Source organism: Paludibacter sp. 221 (genome assembly GCF_010501035.1).
In the GTDB taxonomy this organism is placed as follows: domain Bacteria; phylum Bacteroidota; class Bacteroidia; order Bacteroidales; family Paludibacteraceae; genus QVMH01.
Genome location: NZ_QVMH01000006.1, coordinates 1 through 18,432, shown reverse-complemented (window position 1 = coordinate 18,432; position 18,432 = coordinate 1). Strand labels below are relative to the sequence as shown.

General features: G+C 34.8%; 17 protein-coding genes, 2 tRNA genes and 2 pseudogenes. 8 read left to right on the top strand and 13 right to left on the bottom strand.

The window, feature by feature from the left end; genetic code table 11:
- The first annotated feature begins 1 nt into the window (after position 1).
- From D0T49_RS02405 to D0T49_RS02395, 3 genes and pseudogenes are all read left to right on the top strand, one after another.
- Positions 2-382, top strand: a complete 381-nt coding sequence (locus tag D0T49_RS02405; protein ID WP_163628995.1) for a GntR family transcriptional regulator — start codon at positions 2-4, stop codon at positions 380-382.
- Positions 379-1,206: a hypothetical protein gene (locus tag D0T49_RS02400; RefSeq protein ID WP_163628994.1), complete on the top strand. Its 828-nt coding sequence runs from the start codon at positions 379-381 to the stop codon at positions 1,204-1,206. The genes D0T49_RS02405 and D0T49_RS02400 overlap by 4 nt, the downstream gene beginning before the upstream one ends.
- 1,329 nt (positions 1,207-2,535) lie before the next feature.
- Positions 2,536-2,613 (top strand): annotated as a pseudogene (locus D0T49_RS02395) (SsrA-binding protein); the annotation flags it as partial.
- Positions 2,614-2,679: 66 nt separating this feature from the next.
- On the opposite strand, the gene D0T49_RS02390 reads toward D0T49_RS02395, so the two are convergent.
- From D0T49_RS02390 to D0T49_RS02380, 3 genes are all read right to left on the bottom strand, one after another.
- Positions 2,680-2,751: transfer RNA gene (locus D0T49_RS02390), tRNA-Met, on the bottom strand.
- A gap of 142 nt (positions 2,752-2,893) precedes the next feature.
- Positions 2,894-3,655: a 23S rRNA (guanosine(2251)-2'-O)-methyltransferase RlmB gene (gene rlmB, locus D0T49_RS02385; protein WP_163628993.1), complete on the bottom strand. Its 762-nt coding sequence runs from the start codon at positions 3,653-3,655 to the stop codon at positions 2,894-2,896.
- Between the two features lie 257 nt (positions 3,656-3,912).
- Positions 3,913-5,904 (bottom strand): hypothetical protein, encoded by a 1,992-nt coding sequence (locus D0T49_RS02380; RefSeq protein ID WP_163628992.1) that lies wholly within the window; start codon positions 5,902-5,904, stop codon positions 3,913-3,915.
- A 288-nt stretch (positions 5,905-6,192) separates the two neighbouring features.
- Between D0T49_RS02380 and D0T49_RS02375 the strand changes: the two genes are divergently transcribed.
- Entirely contained in the window at positions 6,193-6,606 is a 414-nt protein-coding gene (locus tag D0T49_RS02375) for a helix-turn-helix domain-containing protein (protein WP_163628991.1), read from the top strand.
- Positions 6,522-7,205: an IS630 family transposase gene (locus D0T49_RS02370; protein ID WP_163629068.1), complete on the top strand. Its 684-nt coding sequence runs from the start codon at positions 6,522-6,524 to the stop codon at positions 7,203-7,205. The genes D0T49_RS02375 and D0T49_RS02370 overlap by 85 nt, the downstream gene beginning before the upstream one ends.
- An 81-nt stretch (positions 7,206-7,286) precedes the next feature.
- Here the strand turns inward: D0T49_RS02370 and D0T49_RS02365 are convergent, their stop codons facing one another.
- Positions 7,287-7,862, bottom strand: a complete 576-nt coding sequence (locus D0T49_RS02365; RefSeq protein ID WP_370519573.1) for a phage integrase SAM-like domain and Arm DNA-binding domain-containing protein — start codon at positions 7,860-7,862, stop codon at positions 7,287-7,289.
- 205 nt (positions 7,863-8,067) lie between these two features.
- Positions 8,068-8,181 (bottom strand): Arm DNA-binding domain-containing protein, encoded by a 114-nt coding sequence (locus D0T49_RS02360; RefSeq protein ID WP_163628989.1) that lies wholly within the window; start codon positions 8,179-8,181, stop codon positions 8,068-8,070.
- Positions 8,182-8,479: 298 nt separating this feature from the next.
- Between D0T49_RS02360 and D0T49_RS02355 the strand changes: the two genes are divergently transcribed.
- A tRNA-Asp gene (locus D0T49_RS02355) sits at positions 8,480-8,553 on the top strand.
- Positions 8,554-8,630: 77 nt separating this feature from the next.
- Here D0T49_RS02355 and D0T49_RS13115 read toward each other — a convergent pair.
- The 8 genes from D0T49_RS13115 to D0T49_RS02325 all read right to left on the bottom strand — a co-directional run bounded on the left by D0T49_RS13115 (position 8,631) and on the right by D0T49_RS02325 (position 17,296).
- Positions 8,631-8,954, bottom strand: coding sequence for a transposase (locus D0T49_RS13115; protein WP_255495848.1), 324 nt, complete (start codon positions 8,952-8,954; stop codon positions 8,631-8,633).
- 29 nt (positions 8,955-8,983) lie between these two features.
- On the bottom strand, positions 8,984-9,364 hold the full coding sequence (locus tag D0T49_RS13110; protein WP_370519570.1) for a transposase: 381 nt from the start codon (positions 9,362-9,364) through the stop codon (positions 8,984-8,986).
- A gap of 81 nt (positions 9,365-9,445) precedes the next feature.
- The gene (locus D0T49_RS13015; RefSeq protein ID WP_239056989.1) at positions 9,446-9,841 is read right to left on the bottom strand and encodes a helix-turn-helix domain-containing protein; all 396 of its coding nucleotides are present in this window, start codon (positions 9,839-9,841) and stop codon (positions 9,446-9,448) included.
- A gap of 238 nt (positions 9,842-10,079) precedes the next feature.
- The gene (locus tag D0T49_RS02345) at positions 10,080-13,223 is read right to left on the bottom strand and encodes a hypothetical protein (protein WP_163628988.1); all 3,144 of its coding nucleotides are present in this window, start codon (positions 13,221-13,223) and stop codon (positions 10,080-10,082) included.
- A complete protein-coding gene (locus D0T49_RS02340) occupies positions 13,220-13,765 on the bottom strand; it encodes an ABC-three component system middle component 1 (protein ID WP_163628987.1) in 546 nt (181 codons plus the stop codon). The genes D0T49_RS02345 and D0T49_RS02340 overlap by 4 nt, the downstream gene beginning before the upstream one ends.
- Positions 13,746-15,047 carry an ABC-three component system protein gene (locus D0T49_RS02335; protein WP_163628986.1) on the bottom strand — a complete coding sequence of 434 codons (1,302 nt, stop codon included), beginning with the start codon at positions 15,045-15,047 and terminating at the stop codon, positions 13,746-13,748. Before D0T49_RS02335 ends, D0T49_RS02340 begins: the two co-directional genes overlap by 20 nt.
- Positions 15,047-16,105 (bottom strand): ComEC/Rec2 family competence protein, encoded by a 1,059-nt coding sequence (locus D0T49_RS02330; RefSeq protein WP_163628985.1) that lies wholly within the window; start codon positions 16,103-16,105, stop codon positions 15,047-15,049. The genes D0T49_RS02335 and D0T49_RS02330 overlap by 1 nt, the downstream gene beginning before the upstream one ends.
- A gap of 6 nt (positions 16,106-16,111) precedes the next feature.
- Entirely contained in the window at positions 16,112-17,296 is a 1,185-nt protein-coding gene (locus D0T49_RS02325; protein ID WP_163628984.1) for an ATP-binding protein, read from the bottom strand.
- 65 nt (positions 17,297-17,361) lie between these two features.
- On the opposite strand from D0T49_RS02325, the pseudogene D0T49_RS13185 reads away from it, so the two are divergent.
- Positions 17,362-17,700 (top strand): annotated as a pseudogene (locus D0T49_RS13185) (Arm DNA-binding domain-containing protein); the annotation flags it as partial.
- A gap of 18 nt (positions 17,701-17,718) precedes the next feature.
- The gene (locus tag D0T49_RS02320) at positions 17,719-18,321 is read left to right on the top strand and encodes a site-specific integrase (protein ID WP_239056988.1); all 603 of its coding nucleotides are present in this window, start codon (positions 17,719-17,721) and stop codon (positions 18,319-18,321) included.
- Positions 18,322-18,432 lie beyond the last annotated feature (111 nt).

Genomic DNA, 18,432 nt, shown 5'->3' with positions numbered 1-18,432 from the left:
TATGAATTTTAAAGACAACAAAGCAATATACTTGCAAATAGCCGAACGGATATGCGACGAAATACTGCTTGGCACATATAAGGAAGATGAACGAATACCATCGGTAAGAGAGTATGCCTCGATGGTAGAAGTAAATTTCAACACCGTGATGCGCTCGTTTGAGCACTTGCAATCTTCGGATATTGTTTACAACAAACGGGGAATAGGATATTTCGTAGCCAACGGAGCTAAAGCGAAAATACTTTCGATAAGGAAAAACGACTTTCTCCAAAACGAAATCAACGATTTTTTCAAACAAGTACAAATGCTTGATATACCTATGGAGAAAATAGTTGAAATGTACAATCAATATGTAAAACAACAAAAAAATAAGCAAATATGAGACTTACAACCAAAATAGTATTAAGCATTATACTGGCTATATTCATTTTGTCGATAGGCTTTATTATAGGCTTCTCATTCACCGACAGGAAAGATTATAAAAACACCTATAGCGACAATCAGATAAATATACCACAAATCAAAATAACCGAAGTAGAGGTACAACCTTTCAAAACGATATTAATAGAAAAAGAACCGGAGACAAAACATTTCAACATGTATATAGGAGGCACTGTTCATCTACATCCCGTTACTGATGCAAGTACTCCGAACACTATTTCTCTTCCCGAAGAAGTACTGCAATACAGCGATATAAAATCGTTGGGCGATACACTACGCATAATGATAAAAGTAAAGGATGTCTACAGCAATTATAATACAGATAGCAGCGAACGTACATTCTACAGCGTTTCGGGCTTAAATTTTCACATACCGACATCTTCTAATATCGATGTAGTGTGTAGGATGAATGAAATAGCTACCGAAATAAAAGACATTAAAACCAACAATGTAAAAATCAGCACCAACGGGAAAGTTCTGATAGACTCATGCAACATTAACATTTTAAGCCCGATGATGAACGGCGGCCGTCAGGGATTCATTGTAAAAAACAGCAAAGTGAATGAACTGAATATTGACCTCGATTACACTAAAACATGGAATGTGGAAAACAGCGAGATAACAACTCTGAATCTTACCGGAAGCAATAAAAACGAAATACAATTACGCAAAAGCGAAATAAAAAGAGCAAACTGGAAGCCTAAAAACAAAGAAGCGCGCTTGCAAGTGACCTTGTTTGGCGATTCGGCCACAGTTGTTTTTTAAGCCTTAAGAAAGTCATTTTTTCTTTCATTATACATTTGGACAAAAAAGATAAAGCGTATGAGTGATTCATGCGCTTTATTTGTTGTTTTCAGGACTAAAATATATAAGCTAAAAATATCAGGTATTAAACCTATTGGCACAAGTTGCACTTCGCTAAACTTGCGCCAAATATGGGTTGTTTTCAGAATGTGCTTTTAAAACAATATACCATTATAAGCATCTGGTTAACAATGCAAAAATCTTATTTTATATTGAACCTTAGTAATAATAACAGAGTTGCAAACCCAACAACCTTATTAGCTTATTAAATCATCTGAAAAATAAGGTAATAAGGTTGAACTTCATAAAGCATTGATGTTACTAAGGTTGGCTTCCGAAAATAAGGTTCCATCGTTAAACCTGTCTCATCGGATTTGTTACCTGCTTCACCTATTGGCGCAAGTTTAGCGAAGCGCAACTTGTGCCGAAAATAAATTATACCTACCTCTCGTTTGCAACGAGAGGTTAATGGTTTTACGTTTAAAACGTGATTCCCATTTAGTCCCTCGTTGCAAACGAGGGACAGACCCGGCAACAATAAACTTCTAACCCAAGAGTTTTATTTTTTTCTTTCATTATACATTTGGATAAAAATAATAAAGCGTGTGAGTGATTCATGCGCTTTATTTGTTGTTTTCAGGACTAAAATATATAAGCTAAAAATATCAGGTATTAAACCTATTGGCACAAGTTGCACTTCGCTAAACTTGCGCCAAATATGGGTTGTTTTCAGAATGTGCTTTTAAAACAATATACCATTATAAGCATCTGGTTAACAATGCAAAAATCTTATTTTATATTGAACCTTAGTAATAATAACAGAGTTGCAAACCCAACAACCTTATTAGCTTATTAAATCATCTGAAAAATAAGGTAATAAGGTTGAACTTCATAAAGCATTGATGTTACTAAGGTTGGCTTCCGAAAATAAGGTTCCATCGTTAAACCTGTCTCATCGGATTTGTTACCTGCTTCACCTATTGGCGCAAGTTTAGCGAAGCGCAACTTGTGCCGAAAATAAATTACACCTACCTCTCGTTTGCAACCAGAGGTTAATGGTTTTACGTTTAAAACGTGATTCCCATTTAATCCCTCGTTGCAAACGAGGGACAGGAGATTTTATTTAACTTAGTATTACGGTGCTCTGCACCTTGTTTATTTCACTCATTTACAGGCTACAAATATTACGGCACGCTGTGCCTTAAGGTGTGGAGCACCGTAATATTTGTAGCCAAAGCGACAAGCAAAAACAGAGCTACAGAGGAGCGAAATATTTTGGGAGGAGCAAATAAAAAGACCTATGATAAACGCCAAAGCCTTAAGGAGAAAGAGGATAAACGCTCGATGGACAGGGCGATGAAGAAGTAGGGTCGAAGTAAATGGGTTTATATAAAAAAAAGAAAGAGAATCAACTTTTGCTGATTCTCTCTTTAGTTGCGGGAACCGGATTCGAACCGATGACCTCCAGGTTATGAGCCTGGCGAGCTACCACTGCTCCATCCCGCGATGTTTTGTGAGTGCAAAGATAGTGATTTTGTCTTAATGAGCAAAATTATTTTTCTTTTTCTTGTGTTTTGGCGGTTTTGTTCGGGTTGCCTTTGTTCTATCTATTTTGTTTTCAGCTAGATGCGATAAACAAAGAATTATATTAATTTTCTCGCTGCCTTATTACTTCGTACAGCATTACACCTGCGGCTACCGATACATTGAGAGAGCCGATGTTGCCTAATAATGGTATCCGTACCATCTCGTCGCACAGTTGTAAGTGTTCGGGTGCTACACCATCTTCTTCTGAGCCCATTACTATTGCTACGGGGTCGGTAAAGTTTGTTTTAGTGTAGTTCTCGGTTGCTTTCTCAGTTGCAGCTACCAGTTTTATGCCCGAAGCTGATAAAAACTTCAGTGTTTCAACAAGATTTTCTTCCCTGCATACAGGGATAGACAGCAAAGCTCCTGCTGATGTTTTTACTGCATCGGCATTGATAGGTGCTCCTCCTTTAGCGGGGATTATAATGGCATCGATACCGGCACATTCGCAGGTACGGGCTATTGCGCCAAAATTGCGGACATCTGTAATTCCATCCAATACGACAAAGAAAGGATTGCGCCCTGATTCGTATATCCCGGGAATAATATCTTCGATACGCTGATAGGTTACGGGCGAAATGAATGCTATAACGCCTTGATGGTTTTTCATGGTAAGGCGGTTGAGTTTTTCAACCGGAACTTTCTGTACAGGAATAACCGTTTCTCTTATTACCGTGAAAAGCTCGCGCGACAATTCGTTTGTCATATCACGGCGAATGAATATCTTATCTATGTCTTTTCCGGCCTGAATGGCTTCGATAACTGCGCGGATGCCAAAAATCATTTCCTTTTCAGGGCGTTGTTTTGTTTTATAATAAGCCATGTTGTTTTGTTTGGAATAAAGAGCCAAGATTTTTTAGGTAAAAGTTGAAAGTATAAAGGCAAAAGTACTTTCTTCTTTCTCCTTTTCCTAAAATTCTTGTCTACTCGTTTATTATTTTTATTAATTCGTTTATTTTGTTTTCGCGTTCGAACGAAAAGGTTTTGTCTTTTTCGTTGAGTATTTGGTATAATCTCAAACCTTTTTTGTACGATTCGAGCGCTTTTTATTTTATCAAATAATCTTCTTTTGGCATCGTTTTATTTTTTTAATGCTTCTCTTGCTGTTTTCAGCATAGGCTCTGCCGATAGAGTGCTGCCTGTAGCCTGTGTCATCCATTGGTTGGGTGTAAGCTGCCCTAACCTGAAAATACGGTCTACTTCGGCTGCGAAATCTTTTCCGCTGAGGTATTGCTCTAACTGAAATTCTATGATTTGCCCAAAAGCGTAGGCCGATAAATAAAGCGGATAGCTAATCATGTGGGAATAAATAGCGAGTACGGTTTCGTCTTTTCTGCCAAATACGGGGGCGAAGTATTGGTTCCAAACTTCTTTGGATAGTCGCATTACGGCATCCCGCAATTCTGTAGCGGTGGCATTGGGATTTGCGTAGAGCCATTTCCATACTTTAATGTCGAGCATCGAAACACCGCATATCTCGTACATATTCCATACCTTATCCAAAATGTCCATTTTCTCTTTTTCGGGGTCATTGTTGGTAATACCAAGCAATTCTAAATCGCGCTTCTGGAATACAAAAGCCAATGCTTCGGTGAATGCAGTGTTGGGGACGGATGCCAGCATGTAATAGTCTGTGTCGTACATCGAGATAGTTTGTTCCACATTATGTCCAAACTCATGGATGGCTATGTTGTATCCTTTGTAGTCCATTCCGGTTGCAGGAATCCTTGTGCGTAGGTGCGATTTTTGTCCTTTCATAGCGGCACCCCACGCATGTCCCGAACCTCGGGCGGCATCTACTGTTATTTTCTCGGCTAAATAGTTTGCCCGCTCAGGCGCAAATCCTAATTGTTGCAGTATTACGGGAAGCTCACTTTCCATTGTTTTTGCATCAGGGTACAATGCGCGCGTTTGCTCGCTTAGCTTTTCTTCGTTCAGGTTGCTACGGGCTTTAAAGCCGTCGTACCATATGTCGAAAGCTTCGAGTTTGCGTCCCAACCGTGTCGAAACCTGTTTGCCTACTTGTTTCAGTTCGGGTGCAGATAGGAAATTGTGAAATAATGCTTCGGCATCTTCTACCGAAATTTCCATTTCTTTCGAAAAATTCCGGTCGATGTACGTATCGCCTGTATATTTGTCGATAGCTTGCAACGCTTTGAAATTATTTAAAAATTTCACATAGCGTACACTGTCTTCTGTGGTGTAAACAATATGTCCGTCTTTGTCAAGAATGTGATTGTTGTAGGGGCTCCAATCATATTTTCCGGAATTGATTACTTCGTTCGGAATATCTTGTGCGACGATTTTTTTCATCACTTCATAGATGATTTGTTGCTTTTCAAGTCCGGTTTTCCCATTGTTGTAATTAGCTTTTATTTCATCTCTTAAGTTCCAGTGCGATAACAATACCATATCTTCAGGAAATAATTTTTTCCCTTTTTTGCTTAACAAATGTCCTGCATAGATGTTGTATTTTGAGATATATACATCAGCGTCGCTGTTTGCTGTAGAGTAGCCTTGTAATACATCGGCCGGAATGCGGGCTGTAAATATATCGCCCATGCGGGCATAAGCCCACGCCAAGCGGTTGTTGCCAAGCTGCTCTTTTTCTTGGAGTGATAGTTCAGGGAAATTCAGCGAGATGATAAATGCTATTTTGTTGTTGTAGAAATCGTCTGTTAAATGGGTTTGAGGATTGTAGGCAGCGAACATTTCATCTGTTTGCATTAAATCGCCCGTTGATTCGTGTACATTTCGTTGAAGTTGTAGCGACATCTCGTTGAAGTGTCCGTAAATAGCTTCGAGATAATCACTTATTTTCAAGAATGTTTTCTCTTTTTCTTCCGGATTGACAATATAATTGTTAAAACAGAATTGAATGAAACTTTCATCGTCCCCGTCTTTTTCCAGCCATAATTTTGCAGTTTGCTTTACCCCTTTTTCTATCAGGACTTTATTCTCCGGATTAGTATCTGTGAGCGATGATATTACTTTGTTTACAGTTTGAGGCTGAACGGCGGCATAAATATTCATAATGGGTAAGAATAGTAATGATAAGAAAAGTTTTCTCATAATATGCTGTTTTTATCTGTCCAGTTTATTTTTCAAACCACAAATCTACACATTTATAGGGAAATGATTAGAATATAGATGTGTTTTATTTACAAAATATACATCAATGTCTACAGCTTTACATTTACGCCCTATTTATGAATAAGGTTAAAAAACAAGAATTTAATATATTTGATAACTAAATGACTCATGGACTAAAAGTCCATAGGTTTTCTTAAGTAAGTGTCATAATTATTTCACACATAATAAAACAGTCGTATCTTCGCAGCATACCAACTGTATATACTAATGAAGATCAAGATATTGACATTAAGCGAATCCGAACTAAATTCACTAACACAAGGTTTCCGTTTGGGCGAGAGCCATTGTTTTCGCATGCGCTGTCGCGCAGTATTGCTCAAATCGGAAGGTTTAAGCTCCATACAAGTCGGCGAACAGACCCAAATGACTGCCCAAAGCGTCAACGGCTGGGTAAAACGATTCGAATCCGAGGGTATCAAAGGCTTGCATACACGTCCAGGGCAAGGCCGCAAGCCTATCATGAACTGTTCGGACGAGGAAGCGGTTCGCAGAGCCATCGAATCAGACAGACAGAGTGTACGTTTAGCCAAGGAAGCCTGGCAGAATTCTTCAGGCAAAAAGGCGAGCGAGTTGACGTTCAGACGTTTTTTATCCGCCTTGGCGCAAGATATAGACGTATAAGAAAACGTCCAAAGGGAGTTCCCTCGCCGCAGCTTTATGAGTATAAGACCGCTAAGTTGCAAGAACTTGAAACATTGTATGCCCAAGGAGAAATCAAACTCTTTTATGGTGATGAATCGCATGTTTGTACCGAAGGTTATGTGCCATCCGTATGGCAGTTCCCTGGAGAGAACTTGTATATACCCTCGGAAAGAGCTAAAAGGCTCAATATCTTTGGGATGATCAGCCGTGACAATCATTTTGAGGGTTTCTGCTCCTGTGAATCTATTGATGCTCAAAAGGTTGTCTGCTTCCTCGACCAATATTCTTTCAAAGTAACCAAAAAGACATTTGTGGTGCTTGACAATGCCAGCGTGCATAGGAATGCAAAAATCAGACAGATGCGACCTGTCTGGGAAAAGCGAGGACTTTTTCTTTTTTATATTCCACTATATTCTCCGCATTTGAACATTGCAGAGACGCTTTGGCGGATTATGAAAGGAAAATGGCTCAGACCACAGGATTATGCTTCTGCGGATACCCTGTTATATGCTACTAATAGAGCATTGGCGGATATAGGAAAGAATCTGAGAATTAACTACAATCATAATGCTGCTTGATTTTGAAAAGTTACTTAAATATGAATATATCTCTACTAAGCTGAATATATTCACTTTCTCCTGACAAATCAACTTCCATAATCAATTTGAGATTATCCTTTGAGATGGCTCTTTTTCTGCCTTAATACTGAATTTAGAAATCTTGAAATCATCAAAGGGATAATTTGTTTTCTTGGCATGTTTAGCTTCAGTAGCTTTATTATAAGCACTTCTCAATGTTCTAAAAAATAGATTCATTGAACTTTCTTTACAGTTTTTCTGTCGTAAATGTTTCTCATGCCCATTCAGGAAATCCATATCAACATAGGAAAAGGGAATATCAAGTTTTCCATTGTAATACATTTCAAGAGACCTTAAAGAATCCTTGTACACTCTGGAATTACCAATCTTACCTGCCTGTTCCAACTCTTTTATTAATTCATTATAAAACTCGTACACTGTTTTAATGTTGATTTTGACTTTCGATACTATTAGGGCAGAAGCGGCAAATTCTTTATCCTCTGATTTTAACTCCAAAATCTGTTTCTGATATTCAAGTTCCTTTGCAAGAATAATTTTATTAATCAAATCTCTATTTGGACAATTTGATTTAGGTTTATTCCTTTCAAAATCCCAATGATTAGGGCTAACCGATATTCCTAAACTTTTATATTTAATTTATAATTCTGGGATGGGTGAAATCCCCCGCCTTTAGGCGGAGCACTTTTCTGTTTTTCGAATAAATTTCTCATATATAAAGGAATACTCATTATTTGGATGTAAAGTTTTATAAATAAGTTTCTGTAATGGATATCTTTAGTTTTTTCTTTAGGAGGCTTTAGCCTCATAGGACTTTTAGTCCGTTACATAACCCACCGCCTCTTTAGGCGTGTGGTTGTTTAGTTTTTCTGTTCTTAATAATACGAATCATCAAGGGATGTTCCCCGTTTTTTAATGTTTTTGATTTATAACATATGATGTTAACTGTTGCATCCATTTGCTTTTAGTTTACATCTTGGTTTAAACATCAGTTTAAACAAATCCTCTCAAACCCTCTATTCAAGCTACTTCCATCACTTTTTCTAATCAACTTCAGACTACTGCTCATTTTGTCTTATTTTACTCAATAGTTGATTTTTTCATATACTTTTCCTAAACTTCATCTAGCTTTTAAAGTACTGTTCATCAATTACTACCTAAATTTATCGTTAAATATTTTTCAAAACTATTGCAAGTATCAAATTTTGCTCTTATCTTTGCACCGCAATTAAGAGATATTGCGACCAACAAAAAATGGTGTGGTAGTTCAGTTGGTTAGAATACCTGCCTGTCACGCAGGGGGTCGCGGGTTCGAGTCCCGTCCATACCGCAGAAAACGTAAAACTCTTATAATCAATCGATTATAAGAGGTTTTTCTTTTTTCGAACCCTCGGTCTAAATTTCGGTTCATCCGACAAATGCGTAGTTTTTATCATGCAATCCAAGAATTTTTAGTTCGAAGAACTTTTGGTCTCTATATCCATACGCTTGTCTTTTCATCGTTTTAATTTTATTGTTAATTCCTTCGAGTTTAGCCGTTGAGATACGATGGTCATACCAATTCAAGATTCCCCAACGGTGTGCTTTGAGCGTGTTTGCAAACTTAGTGAGTATTGGTATTTTGGCTTGATAGGCTTGTTCAAGCCATTTGTCAAGTACTTCCTCACCCTTTTTCTTATCTGTCTGCCTCCATATTTCTCTCAAACTCTCTTTTAGATAATATGCCTTCATTAACGGCTCATTCAGTTCTAAGGCGTTTTCTAATCTATTCTTGCTTTTTCATCATTCATTTCTTTACCGTTACACAGCAGTAGCCAGCGTGTACCTTTGAGAACTTTGCGTTTATTCAAATCTTTTTCTTCCCGATAAAGACTTCGGCGTAATTCATCCAAAGAATCGTTCATGAGTTTTACCACATGGAAGTGGTCAAAAACCAGTACCGCATCAGGTGCGTTGCTCATAACCGAGGCCACAAATGCAGGAGATAAATCGGTAGCGACCGCCTCTATTTGTATGCCTGCCTTCTGAACTTTCTTCCAAAAATCATCCAACGCATCCATACCTTTCCCATCGCCAATATAAATAACACGGCTTGTTTCCAAATCCACAACAATAGTTTTGTAAACATGACCTTTAGCCACTGCAAATTCATCTATGCCGATATAGCGAACTCCGCTGAAATCAGGATTGTTATAGTGCCGGTAAAGATAGTTTTTCTGAATCTATTTTACCGTATCCCAAGATACGTGAAGATGATTGGCTACATCTTTTATCGTACCGATACGAGAAAGCTCTACAACTAACTTTTTGAATTTGCTGCTGTAACGTTGTTTTCCGGTTACAAAATGAACATTCTCTTGACGTATACACCCGCAAGTCTTACAGCAAATCCGTTGAAATTTTAGTTCCAATAGAATCTCTTTACTTCCTATTGGAACGCTGCGAATAGTGCGAATATGACTTCCTGAACAAATTATATCTTTACTCTTACAGCAAGGACAGCGGAGCTTTTCTTCGCGAGTTTGCAACTGTAAAATTATACGCTTATCTTCGTAGCGTATTCCCGAACACTCCTGTTCGCGAACGCCTAAGGCGTGGTATAGAAAGCTGACTCTCATTAATTATTCGATTAGGGGTAATCAAATATAATGATTTGTCAGCTTTTTTTATATAAAAACTACGCATTTGTCGGATGAACCTAAATCTATATCCTACTATGAATCAATAGCTTAAACCGTACCCCTATTCAAATTTAGTCTATTTTTTCCTCAATTTCCACTTGTAAAGTGTCCAAATCGTGTCTCTTTTTTGAGGATTTAGTAAAGGGACACTATTGAATTACTTATTCAAACAGAATCAACTTTCCAATTTTCCAAAAGTTTCAAACTTAATAAATTTAGATTTGAACAAATTTTCTGGGATTTTCTTTTGTAATAGTAAATGAAAGTTTTCTTCGTGAGTTGACACAATCAGTTGCTTTCCTAGTGAACTTATTATCCCTCGAAACAAATCTATGAATGACAAAATATTTATACTATCCATCGATTGGATAGGGTCATCTATAAAAATACAATCAATGGATTCTCCTGTTTCTGGATTTTTTGTTTTTAATGCCCTTGCTAAAAAAATGCTTAGACTTAAAATGTTGATTTGGGCAGTACTGAAATATAATGCAGGAACAGACTTTGTTTCTTTTCCATCATCCTCTCTTTTTATTGTAAATATTTGCAATCTTGGCTTGCTATCTCCAAATTCACACTTAAATTCTATGGATTCATAATCAGGGTGAGGATCTATTTTCTTGTATATGGAGTTAATCAAGTCAGTATAAAAAAACTCATCAATTGTTTTCCCTAAATACTGTTCAAGATTATCCTTTTCCGTTTCTAACTTTCCTTTTGCTACTTCTAATCTTTGCAGATCCCTTTTTATTTCATCGATTTCTATTTGTATTTTCTGTGAAACGGTTGCTTTTAAACAATTTTCTTTCAGAGTTTCAACAATTGTATATCGTTCAATTTTATTTTCAATGTTTTTTTGATTGTTCTTTTCCCGATCAATCAATGTGTCGAATTCAATATTTATTTCGTCTTTACTTCGACCTCTTACTTCAATACCAAATTCTGTCCTAATAAAGTTTTCAAAACTTTCATAGGCTTTTAATATTATAATTTTTATATCGTTCAGTTCCCTTAGTTTCTCAATATATTCTTCTTTCGAGAGACTATAGCTTGACAGTTTACTCCCTAATTCATCGGAATATTTTTGCTTTTCGTCGATATCTTGCTTTAAGTTGATAATTACTTGTTCTAATTTTAGTTTTTCACAATCAAAAAATGTTTTATCAACTTCATTTAAATTAAATGTTTGATTGAAAAATAGAAAGACCTCTGAATAAACATCATTGGATTTTTTTAATTTATCTATGGTATTTTTCAGAATTTCAATATTGGTATAATTGCTTTTTAATTGAGAGTTGTTTTTGTCTAATTTAAGATTGTTTGAATCAATAGTTTTATTCAATTCATTTATCTGAATTACTAACGCTTCTATTTGTTCTTTTATATTCTTTTCAAACGCTTCAATATCAGACTCATTGTTGAAAAATAGAATAACTTCATTATAATTTACTTGGGCATTTTTTAATTCTTCGTTCTTTTCATTTTTTTGTAAAGATAATCCCTCAATATCTTTTTTAATTTTTGCACATTCTGTTTCGACAGGTTCTCTTAGTTCATTAAGGTGCTTTCTTAGTTTGTCTTTTATTAGATTTATTTCCTTATTTAGCTTGTCGATTTCGTTTTCAATATTGAGTTTATTTTCTAAACTATCTTTTAGCTGTTCATCAAGAATTTTATTCCCAACAATACGACTTGATAGTTCTTCAAAAGATTCATATTTTTGACTACACAGAGGACAATCAGAGGAATTATTTTTTGAAATAATTTCTAATCCGCGAGTAATATATTCTTTCAGTTCGCTATTGAACAGATTTTGAGATTCGATTTTAGTTTCAAGTTTTGCTAAATTTTCTTTTTGAATATTAATCCTATTTGCTGATTTAACTTGTTCTTCAACTATCAATTTTTGGTTTTGAAACTCATCTATTTCCAATAGAAGCTCAATATTATTATTTATGCAATCTTCATAATATTTTAATTGATTTAGTTTTTTCTGTAATATTTTTGATATATCTTGCTTTTCTGTTATAGAAGCGATTATTTCTGTAATCGATTTTTGCAAAAGTTCTATATTCTTGTGGGTTAATTCTAATTTGTTTTTTTGTTGAGGAAGTTCATTTGTTTTACTTTGATACTGCTTTAGTGTTTCTTGCTGTTGAGATATTACATTTAGAGAGCTATTAATACTTTCTTTAATCGTAGTGTTTTCTTTTTCAATTATTATTATAGCTTCATTAAAGTCTGCAATTCGTTTTTCTTGTTCGATTATTTCTTTATGAATAAGAAGGTAGGCATCTATTTTCTTCTCAATAGAAAGAAAAATGCTTTGAGTGCTTTGTTCTTTAGATAATTTCTGTTTTAAATTATTTTCTTCTGCTTGAGTTTTCTCTTTATTTTCAATCAAAGAAATGATATTTTTCACTTCTTTGATTTTTAAATCTAAATCTTCTAATTTCTTTCTATTCTCGATATAAGTAATAACACCGCCATTGCTATCACTGTTGTTTTCTTCTCCATTTCGAGCAATAGATATGTTTTCGATTCTTAATTTCTTTGCATCTGATTCTATCTGCAATGAAACTAACCTTGATTTAACTTGACTAGTCAAAATATCATACAAAGTTGCATTAAAAGTTTCTCTCTCTATTAAATCAATTGATTCTTTATTTATTTTGAGAAATTGAATGGCTTCATTGATTTGGTCGAATTTCTTAAACTCCAAATCAAAATCAATTTTCAACTGTTTATTTTCCCTGCTATTTTTCTCTTTTTCTATTCTTTTGGTCTCCTGCTGGATATAATTCAATAGAATCCCAATATTCTTATATGTGTTATTGTATTTGGTAACTTCGGGATAAGATTCGACAAATTTATTATACCTGTCCTCGGCTGTTTGTTCTTTCAGAAAATTGTCAATCATTTCTTGGGATAATACAACATCTCTGAAGAATTTGTTTTTAGGTTCTTTTTTGGGGTCATATTCTGTCTTTGGAATTTGTCTTTCAAAGTTAGCTTTTTCAGTAATAACATTGACAAAGCCATCTTCAGTAGCCCCGATATGTTGAAGAATATTCTTATTTCCTCCTTTTTTATTCTCCTTTCTAGTTTTATCAAAATCACCAATCAAGTCAAATCGTTCAATCTTCCCTGTAACACCCCATTCCACGGCATCATAGAAAGATGTTTTCCCGAATCCGTTCGGAGCATAGATTGATATTAAATCTGATATTTCATCCTTATCATTAAAGAACTTGAATGTAGAGTTTTTAATGTCATTAAAAGCTCTAAAGTTCGAGATTTGCACTTCCTTAATTTTCATTGTTTTTGCTGGCTTATTTGTTCAACAATTTGTTTTTGTGAATCAACATCTCTTACTAATGACACATCCTTATGAATCAATTTCCATAGCTCAGCATCTATAGGTTTATATTCAACCTGTATTTTATCTTGAGTTTGATCTATAATGTCTTTTAGATCAGTGTTGGTGATATGTTTAATGATAAGTTTGTTTGCCTCATCGCTATTAAAATCGTTAGAATAATTATCTTCAACAATTTTTCTGCTTGAAAATCTATCGTTTTCAATTCTGTTTTTTAATTCTTTGGGCAATTTTTCTTTGGAAATATAGATAATATAGAAATTCCATTTTTCAAAATCCTTGTTTTCAGACATATAGTCTGAGTTTTGAAACTTGGCAGCTATAATATTGGAAAAGACTTTCCATTGATTTTCGATATTTTTCTTATTTGCAAATAAGAAAAATACGTTGATAATCAGATTTTCATCATTTTTATAATGAAATACTTGACTATTTTCAAGGTCGAATTCCTGAATTTCTAATTTATTTTCCGAAAAATTCATTTACTATTCTTTTTAATTCGTTAAGTAATTCGTCTAATTGCCCTATGTTGAACATATTCAAACTATCTTCATTTTCATTTACACAATCTAATTCAATTGCTTTTAAATGAATCAATTCTTTTATTCTATTTACATTATCAACTCTGTCTATATAATCCGCTTCATTAACCGATCCTATATTTTTTGTAATGTCTTTTGTTGATATTCTTCTAGTTTTTTTCGTACTTGGAACTTTCAAAGAACCTACTAATACCAGACATTCACCTTCAGTATCATCTGAAGCAAATAACAAAATATCTGAAAACATTTCATATATTCCTTTGTCAGAATCCGAAAATACAAATTTCTTTTCTTTAATAATTCTCATTAAAGAATCTTCATCTAAAGCGTTATCTTCAATTAAACTTATAATTAGCGCATATTCTAAAAAGGACGTCCAAAAATGCTTTGTTTTTTTGTTGAGTTTTGAAACACATGACTTTTCTATATAATTGCTTTGATAAATATTTATCAGATTTAGTTTTACTTGATTTAGTTGTCGTTTTATAATTGTTTTAAGTTTTGGCTTCAACTCAACATTTGTATCATCTAATCTAATAATAACATCTATCAATTCTGCAATTTTCGATAAATAACCCGGCAATAATTGAGATAAATTATTGCTATCAACTATTTCTTCAAATCTTTTTATTGGCACAACTTGTATTTCCCCATTACATGGACCATTGGGTGTCTCACTTTGAATTCCGGCTAATAACAAACTATCACCATTAATTTTAATGATTCCTCCACCTGAAAATCCCGTTATTTGTTCATGTTCTAAATGATTAACAACTAACCTTAATGTGATTAAACTATCGTTATAGCTATTCAAGTCACTTATTATTAATTTATCATACTTATCATCAGCGTTACGTTTACAATTAGGATAGCCTGTTAAGTTAAAACTATCAAAACCAGTTGTTCTTTCGTCAATGAAAATTTGATTAAAACCTAAATTCTCTTCTAAAACTAATATTGCAGCATCAGCACTATCGTGTTCAAAATAATTTTGGCCTTTCGCTATTTCAAATTCTATTAAATTACTTTGATCATTGGAATAACTGAAGTTAATTTTCGAAATCAACTCTTTTGTCTTTCGACCTCTTTCGTCTTCAATGTCTTTATATAAAACATGTTTAGCTGTAAGTATATAGGTTTTTGTCTCGTCCAAAGGTTGAAACAAAACACCACTACCTCCACCTAAAATGACTGTATATCTTTTTAAATCGTTTTCGTCCATTAATAAGTAAATTCATCAGTTACTTTAGCTTTAAATAGTAAGCAATCATTCCAATCTTCTTCTAAGAAAATTTGATCTCTTAAATCATAGTTAAAGTGTATTATAGCATTCGGATTATTATTGATAATTCTAGCTATTGTTCTCTTGTTTGGCAATCCGTGTTTAGTTGCATTTGAACTTATTAGATAATTGTCCGTTTTTACAATTTCTAAAAACTCTTTATTAGTATTGTACATACTTCCGTGGTGTGCAATTTTTACTAATTCTGCATTTAGTGGATTATTTTTATCATAACCAAATCTATTCAACCCTTCTATCACGATCGAAGGATGAGCATCAGCTAAAAACAAAAAACATTTACTCTCGTAGTCCATTATAAAAGCTATAGAGCTTCCATTAGCAACACTTGTATCTTTTTTAAATTTGAATATAGGTTGGTTTTCCTCATCAATAAAATCTTTTAAGGAAGTTTGAAAGTCATATTCAGCACCACTTGTAAAATAATCCTTTTGTTTTTCATATAATTTCAAAAGATTATCCAGCTTTTCTGGGTTCGGAGACAAAATTTTAAATTTCAGTCCAAACAAATCGTGTACCTTACCTTGTTCAATAATTTCCCCTTCCCATAAATTGTTATCTCGAAGATACTTTTCAAATTTAATTCCTTGTTTGGGACTTGTGTGAAAATCGTCGGCTCCATCAACTATTTCAATATCCAAATCTTTGTTTTCATCACTCTCAAGTTTATTAGCTATTTCCTTTCCCGAGTTAAACCAAACTTTTCTGATAAGTTTTGATGCGTCCTTATCCTTATTCAGCCATCTTAAGATTCCACCAATATGATCATCATCAAAGTGAGTCAAAACAAGCAAATCAATATTTTGCTTCAAAGCTCTAATACTTTCGACTGCATCAAATAATTCTCCCTTTCTCCCAACATTATTCTGATAGGTGTCTCCAATTCCACCATCAATAATTATATTTCGAGGAGTTTTATTTTCTAGCAATGAAATCCATATAGAATCACCATTGAATGCTTTAAAAAATTTTATTTTCATAACTTATTAAAACAACTCTTTCGGGTTAATCTTCAAAAACTCATCATAAGGGAGTCCACCTGTTCCAACGAGCAGTACCTTCTCTGGATGAAATCTCTCTGCAAAAATTCCCATACCTGCATTTTCTGCTTTCATTCCACTTTTTATTTCAAGTCCAATTACCTTATCGCCTTTTTCTAAGACAAAGTCAACTTCATAATTTCCATCACGCCAGTAATAAAGATTATATCTTTCGGAAATAGCATGATTTATCAAATGAGTTCCAATTGAAGATTCAACTAATCGCCCCCATAGCTTTGGATCGACAATTGCTTTTTCGTAGGTATCATCGCTTTGTGCTGTAATTAATGCATTGTTATATACTTGGAATTTGGGACTTGAGCCACGTTTGCGAATTATATCTCCGGCATACTTATCTAATCCGCCTAATAATCCACAATCGGATAACAGTTTTAGATAGTTAGCCAATGTTGTTGTATTTCCGGCATCCTGAAGCTGGCCCAATATCTTCGTGTAAGAGAGTATCTGACCTGAATAAAGACAGCCCAACTCAAATACTCGTTTTAACAAAGCAGGCTTATCAACACGTGTCAGCATCAAAATATCTTTGGAAATACTCGTTTCTATAAGCGAATCCTTTATGTAATTCTTCCAACGTTCTTCATCATTAATCAACGTTGCCGATCCCGGATAACCACCAAAGTAAACATACTGTTCGATGCTCCACCCAAATGCCTCCTGCATTTCAGGATAAGACCAGTGTCCTAAATATAAAGTTTCAAATCGCCCAGCTAAGGATTCGGTCAATCCTTTCTGAATTAACAATCGAGAAGAACCAAGTAAAATCACCTTTATATTGATTTTCTCACGAGTGTCTTTATCCCATTGTTGTTTCACGACTTCACTCCAATTGTCTATTTTCTGAACTTCATCAATTATAAGCAAGAACTCTGAAGCATTCGACGCTTTCATCCGCAGGCGAGTTGATTCCCAAATTTGTGTGATCCAAGCTGAGTTTGTAGCTGAAATGGCATCTGCTGATTCGAATAAGTTTGGGATTAACAACTGTTCAACAAGTTGTGTCACCATAGTGGTTTTCCCCACTTGGCGAGGTCCCAGAATAACCTGAATAAACTTTCTGGGCTCTTCAATTCTTGATTTAACCGACTTCAGATAAGGACGTTCAAACATAAACTTCAATTTTACTCAATACAGATAGCAAATTTACTCAACATTTTGGGTTTTACAAATAATTCATGATAAATCACACATTCCCAACTACTTTCGTTAGGTCTAAGTTTAATCATGTAACATTAAAATCAATGAAGTACACCTTTAGAATCTCATTTTTCCTGAAGAAGAGTACAGTACGGAAAAATGGTAAGTCACCGATTATTGCAAGAATCACTTTAAATGGAGAAAAAGTGGAGTTTAGTACCAAGTTAGGCATTGCTGCTTCCCAATGGAATACTGATATTGGAGAAGCAAAGGGAAATAGTTACGAGGCTGTAACTCTTAATAACGACCTAAGTTCAATTCGAATGACCCTCTATACGTATTATCGGAACCTAAGTGAGAAGTGTGAAGTAATAACTGCAGACAAACTTCGAAAAATGTATACGCAAACCGAGACGTACCCTCAAACACTGCTCACTTTATTTAGAAAACACAATGACGATGAATTAAAGTTAGTCGGTCACGGTAGGGTAATAGATACTTATAAGAAGTACGAACTTGCCTATCGACGGGTTCAAAACTTTATGCTTCATCAATATTCCAAGAATGACATCTATTTGGATAATTTAAATCTCCAATTCGTAAACGACTTCGAGATATATCTTCGAGTAAACTGTAAGTTGGGAGTCAACATGACTGCAAAGATGATTCAATTCTTAAAAAAAGTCGTTAACCTTGCCAGAGATTTGGGAATCATTCACTTCAATCCGTTTCATCTGCATCACACCAAGTGGGAGAAAGTGAAGATTGAGTATTTGACCAAACAAGAAATTAAAAAGATAATCAACAAAAAGATCACTATCAAAAGATTGGATATCGTCCGGGACATCTTCTTGTTCAGCGTATTTACAGGACTCTCTTATGTGGATGTTAAGAATCTGACTGTAAATAATATCCAGAAACAGCATGATGGTTCCAGTTGGATAATTACGAAACGTCAAAAGACAGACAGCAGCAAAGATTATTTCATCGCAAGGTAAAACAGATTGGAGCCGCCTGCATATATGCCACCAACAAGAATCGCAAGTTTTGTTCTTCCCGTAAAATAGCCACCAGTTTTGTACGTAAGGGAAAAGCCGGGAAGTTGGAGC

What these genes read in the sequence shown, in the direction of transcription:
- D0T49_RS02380 (WP_163628992.1), bottom strand. Translation starts at nt 5,904, where the DNA reads ATGAGAAAACTTTTCTTATCATTACTATTCTTACCCATTATGAATATT.
- D0T49_RS02330 (WP_163628985.1), bottom strand. Translation starts at nt 16,105, where the DNA reads ATGAAAATAAAATTTTTTAAAGCATTCAATGGTGATTCTATATGGATT.
- D0T49_RS02325 (WP_163628984.1), bottom strand. Translation starts at nt 17,296, where the DNA reads ATGTTTGAACGTCCTTATCTGAAGTCGGTTAAATCAAGAATTGAAGAG.
- D0T49_RS02375 (WP_163628991.1), top strand. Translation starts at nt 6,193, where the DNA reads ATGAAGATCAAGATATTGACATTAAGCGAATCCGAACTAAATTCACTA.
- D0T49_RS02400 (WP_163628994.1), top strand. Translation starts at nt 379, where the DNA reads ATGAGACTTACAACCAAAATAGTATTAAGCATTATACTGGCTATATTC.
- D0T49_RS13115 (WP_255495848.1), bottom strand. Translation starts at nt 8,954, where the DNA reads ATGAAGGCATATTATCTAAAAGAGAGTTTGAGAGAAATATGGAGGCAG.
- D0T49_RS02360 (WP_163628989.1), bottom strand. Translation starts at nt 8,181, where the DNA reads ATGGATGCAACAGTTAACATCATATGTTATAAATCAAAAACATTAAAA.
- D0T49_RS02340 (WP_163628987.1), bottom strand. Translation starts at nt 13,765, where the DNA reads ATGAATTTTTCGGAAAATAAATTAGAAATTCAGGAATTCGACCTTGAA.
- D0T49_RS13015 (WP_239056989.1), bottom strand. Translation starts at nt 9,841, where the DNA reads ATGAGAGTCAGCTTTCTATACCACGCCTTAGGCGTTCGCGAACAGGAG.
- D0T49_RS02335 (WP_163628986.1), bottom strand. Translation starts at nt 15,047, where the DNA reads ATGGACGAAAACGATTTAAAAAGATATACAGTCATTTTAGGTGGAGGT.
- D0T49_RS02320 (WP_239056988.1), top strand. Translation starts at nt 17,719, where the DNA reads ATGTATACGCAAACCGAGACGTACCCTCAAACACTGCTCACTTTATTT.
- D0T49_RS02345 (WP_163628988.1), bottom strand. Translation starts at nt 13,223, where the DNA reads ATGAAAATTAAGGAAGTGCAAATCTCGAACTTTAGAGCTTTTAATGAC.
- D0T49_RS02405 (WP_163628995.1), top strand. Translation starts at nt 2, where the DNA reads ATGAATTTTAAAGACAACAAAGCAATATACTTGCAAATAGCCGAACGG.
- rlmB (WP_163628993.1), bottom strand. Translation starts at nt 3,655, where the DNA reads ATGGCTTATTATAAAACAAAACAACGCCCTGAAAAGGAAATGATTTTT.